Raw genomic sequence first — 5,068 nt, forward strand, 5'->3', positions numbered from 1 at the left:
GTTTGATTTTGTTTTAAAAGCGTTGCCATAAACTGTATCGCCTATGAGTGGATGCCCAATATGAGCCATATGAACGCGGATTTGATGGGTGCGTCCAGTTTCCAAGCGACATTCCAGAAGGCTAGCAAAAGATGTTGAGTCTGCATGAGAGCCATATTTTTCTAGCAAAGAAAAATGTGTAACAGCATGACGAGCATAAGGGTTTTGGTTATGGATAACAGCTTGCTTTGTTCGGTTATGGGGCGAACGGCCAAGTGATGCATCAATTGTCCAAACATTGCGGTGAGGTGTCCCCCAAATCAAGGCACGATAGCGTCGGTCTAATGCACAGGTACGTCCATGATCAGAAAATTGAGCACTGAGACTTTTATGAGCCAGATCATTTTTTGCAACCACCATAACACCACTTGTATTTTTATCGAGACGATGGACAATGCCAGGGCGTTTAACACCACCTATACCAGATAAACTATTACCGCAGTGATAGATAAGGGCATTAACCAACGTACCGGTCCAATTTCCATTGCCAGGATGAACAACAAGACCTGCTGGTTTGTTAATAACAATGATATGATCATCTTCAAAAAGGATGTCCAATGCAATAGCTTCAGCACTAGGTTCTGCATCACGAAGGTCAGGCATTGCCAATTCAATTATTTGCTTAGGTCTTAATTTTGTTTTTGGTTCCTTTATGAATTGACCATCAATTTTAAGATAGCCTTCACGGATGAGGGTTTGCAAACGCGAACGTGATAACACATTATGATATTGTTTTGCGAGCCACTGATCAAGACGTTGCCCAAGAGCACCTTCATCCGTTATTTTCTGTATTACCATACGATTCCTATTAAGTTTTTAATAAGATTTTACCAGTACGAAATTGCTTTACTATCGAGAAATTCTTTAATTCCCCACTGTCCCCCTTCACGGGCGCGTCCAGAAAATTTTACACCCCCAAAATAGCTTCCACTAGGTAATCCATGTCCGTTAACTTCTACCATACCAGAGCGTACTTGTGCCGCAATACGACGACATTTGTTGCGATCTTGTGATTGAATATAGTTTGTAAGACCATACTCAGTGTTATTCGTTAAAGCGACAGCTTCTTCTTCTGTATTAAAAGCAAGAATCGAGAGAACTGGACCAAAGATTTCTTCTTTGAAAATACGCATATGAGGTTTTACATCAGCAAAGACTGTTGGACGGACATAATAACCGCGTTCAATTCCTCTTGGTAAACCAGTTCCGCCTGCAACAAGAGTTGCACCATCATCAATTCCTGATTGGATAAGATCTTGAATTTTGTCATATTGTTTTTTTGAAACGACGGGACCAATATGATTTCCTTCTTGGAAATTTGGTCCTACTTTTGTTGTTTCTGCAATATCTTTAGCTATTTTTATGGCTTTGTCATAGATGCTTTGTTCCACAAGCATACGAGTCGGTGCATTACAGCTTTGTCCACTATTATAAAAGCAATGTCGCGCACCACGTTGAATAGCATCTGAGTCGGCATCAGCAAAGATAATATTCGCTCCTTTTCCCCCAAGTTCCAGACAGACTCTTTTTAAAGTAGCGCTAGCATTTTTAGAAATATCTTTTCCTGCTCTAGTTGAACCAGTAAAGCTAATCATTTCTAGATCTGGATGTGCTGAGAGGTAAGAGCCGACAGTTGCACCATCACCATTGATTAAATTAAAAACACCTGCAGGGAGCGCGGCTTCATCTAAAAATTCAGCAAAAAGCATAGCAGAAAGAGGCGCAATTTCAGAGGGCTTTAATACCATGGTACAGCCAGCCAAGAGAGCAGGGATAACTTTAAGAGTTACTTGATTCATGGGCCAATTCCATGGTGTAATTAATCCTACGACGCCGATAGGGTCGTAGTGAAGAATTGCTTGCTCATTTCCCTTTATTAAAGTTTCTTGGAACGAAAACTCTTTATAAGCTTCGATAAAATTGCGAATGTGGGAACTGCCAGTTGCAGTTTGCGCATTAAGAGCCATATCAATCGGTGCTCCCATTTCCATTGAAATGGTTTTTGCCATGTCTTTAGAACGTTTTTCATAGATATTTAGAATTTTTTCAACGAACCCAAGACGCTCACTTGGTGACGTTGTTTTCCATTTTTGAAACGCTTCTTTGGCTGCGTTAATTGCTTTATCGGCATCCTCTGTACTTCCAAGGCTAATGACAGCACAAGCCTCTTCTGTTGATGGATTAATGACGTCAAAATCGTGAGGAGTTCTTGGGTCATCCCATAGACCATTGATATAAAATTTCCGTTTATTAAACATAATTCACTCCCTTTTTTCTATTTGTGTTTATTTAATTATGATTATCTTAGTCTAAGCCGTTTTAAACGAGGATAACAAGGGTAATCCCATAAAAACGCGAGAAATTAGATTGTATCATGATAATTGAGCATGGAGAATTCAATAGAGCAATGCTTATATACCCATTTGTATTATTGGGACTAATTTCTTTTATGAAATAGGAGAGAAAGAGGGCTATAGACAATTTTCCTGAAGTTTTCTTCAAAACAAATGAAATACGAGCTCTATGACATCATAAACGAGACAATTTATATCGTAAATATTTATATCGTAAATATGCAGAAGGGAGATTATGAATATGCATTATGGCATTATTTTTTTAATTAAAAAGTGACCATCAGCAAAAGGTTATTAACCTTCGTATGATAGTTTCTACGAATTCTTTTTAAAAAGGTTATTTTTCTCATTGCTATAAATTTGTTGGGTGCCATGCATAATTCGAAAACAAAATCTATTTCTACGCCTTCTTTTTCTGATGATGGTACGAAAGGTGCATCAAGAGAAGATTTATCTGTTAAGATTACGGAGATATTTCCTTATCCGGAAGTATGGAAAAAGGCTTTTACCCTCGGAAAAAATGTCCGTTTCACGCGAACCCCAGAAGTTGAGATTTTGCGTCGTCGTATAGAAACAGATCCAGTTTTTGCAAAGCAGTTTAAAATTTTTACGAAGCAAGATCAAAAAAAAATTACAGATACAGATATTGCACGTTGTAACAAGAAAACAACAAGCGTTTCATCGACAAAAAAAGTCATTAATCCTCAATCAATAGAAAATAAAACGTCGGTTTGTCATTCAACAGTTTTGAAGCAGTTGTCACGACAAGTTACTCGTATACCATCAGAAAATATCCCACTTGAGGAGGGTAAACAAGAGCATAAATTACCAGTAGAAAATGTGCTACAAAAAATGAATCCTGCTTGGCATCTTTCCGATGATGCATTTTTTGAATGCGTATCTTTGATATTTGAACATATGGATACTCAAACTTCAAAAGAGGATCAAACATCGATTGACACGACAAATGAAATTACATCCGATATTCCTTCTATCTTTGATGAGTCAATAACTGCTCTTTACCGTGTTCTCGAATACCGCTTTCCGCAACTCTATGATTCAATTACATCAGAATCTCCAGCGGAAAGGATGCGAGGCGTTGAGCAAATTTCTGATTTAATGCATACGAATAATGATATTACTAAAGAATGTCATTCTAAGCTTTCTGTTGAAGATTCCGCTCATACGTTAAGTAATGCAAGGGCCTTAAACGATACTGTGGCACTAAGCGACGCTGAGTCTAATATAGAGACGAAAAAAACCAATAATAATATTGTCGACTGCATAACAAAGAATGTCACACCAAATTTAAAAGATTTGTCTGTGATGCAAACAAACGGTAAAACGAAAATATTGCAATCTGCCCGCGTGCCATTAAGCAATTATGATTCTGCTTTTATGCAAAATATTCAATCTATTGACAGTGATGCTTATGAGTTTCCTCCGATCAATTTATTACAGGAACCTGTTTTTCATGAAGGTACGATGATTCCTCAGGAAACATTGGAACGCGGTGCTGGGTTTTTGGAAAGTGTTTTGGAAGATTTTGGCATTAAGGGTGAAGTTATCCATGTACATCCAGGGCCAGTGGTTACAATGTATGAATTTGAGCCTGCTGCGGGTGTAAAGTCATCGCGCGTTATTAATCTTTCTGATGATATTGCGCGTTCTATGTCTGCTATTTCTACACGCGTTGCTGTCATTCCTGGACGGAATGTTATTGGGATTGAGTTACCCAATGCGGTTCGTGAAACCGTTTATCTACGGGAATTAATTCAAACACGTTCTTTTCGTGAAAGTGAATTTAAACTTGCTCTTGCTTTGGGGAAAGGGATTAGTGGTGAGCCGGTCATTGTAGAATTAGCAAAAATGCCTCATTTATTGGTTGCAGGAACAACAGGATCAGGCAAGTCTGTAGCAATTAATACAATGATTTTGTCGATTCTTTATCGTATGACACCAAAACAGTGTCGTTTGATCATGGTTGATCCTAAAATGCTAGAGCTCTCTGTTTATGATGGCATTCCACATCTTTTAACACCTGTTGTAACAGATCCTAAAAAAGCGGTAACAGCTTTAAAATGGGCGGTTCGTGAAATGGAAGAGCGTTATCGCAAAATGGCTAAGTTAGGTGTACGTAATATTGATGGTTTTAATGCACGTGTTGCACTTGCGGCTCAAAAAGGTGAAACGATCATGTGTACTGTACAGTCGGGTTTTGATAAGGAAACAGGGGAAATGCTTTATCATGAAGAAGCCATGGATCTTACGCAGCTTCCTTATATTGTTGTGATTGTTGATGAGATGGCTGATCTCATGATGGTGGCAGGGAAAGAAATAGAGAATGCCATTCAGCGCCTAGCACAAATGGCGCGTGCGGCTGGTATTCATCTTATTATGGCAACGCAGCGCCCTTCTGTTGATGTTATCACAGGGACAATTAAAGCGAACTTTCCTACCCGCATTTCTTTTCAAGTGACATCAAAAATTGACAGTCGTACGATCCTAGGTGAACAAGGTGCTGAAACGCTTTTAGGTCAAGGAGATATGCTTCATATGGCGGGTGGGGGGCGTATTGTACGCGTTCATGGACCTTTTGTCTCTGATGAAGAAGTTGAATCCATTGTTGCACATCTTAAACTGCAAGGAAAACCTGATTATTTAGCAACCGTCAC

General features: G+C 38.9%; 3 protein-coding genes. 1 reads left to right on the forward strand and 2 read right to left on the reverse strand.

Features of this window, described 5'->3' with window-relative positions:
* Together ACFIKE_RS08140 and ACFIKE_RS08145 are read right to left on the reverse strand one after the other, a co-directional pair.
* A partial coding sequence (locus ACFIKE_RS08140; RefSeq protein WP_375649177.1) for an RluA family pseudouridine synthase occupies positions 1–837 on the reverse strand: 837 nt, incomplete at its 3' end.
* 29 nt (positions 838–866) lie between these two features.
* Entirely contained in the window at positions 867–2,297 is a 1,431-nt protein-coding gene (locus ACFIKE_RS08145) for an aldehyde dehydrogenase family protein (RefSeq protein ID WP_375649179.1), read from the reverse strand.
* Between the two features lie 468 nt (positions 2,298–2,765).
* Between ACFIKE_RS08145 and ACFIKE_RS08150 the strand changes: the two genes are divergently transcribed.
* A partial coding sequence (locus tag ACFIKE_RS08150) for a DNA translocase FtsK (RefSeq protein WP_375649181.1) occupies positions 2,766–5,068 on the forward strand: 2,303 nt, incomplete at its 3' end.

This window comes from Bartonella sp. MU70NMGDW, from assembly GCF_042194085.1.
Taxonomy (GTDB): Bacteria; Pseudomonadota; Alphaproteobacteria; order Rhizobiales; family Rhizobiaceae; genus Bartonella; species Bartonella grahamii.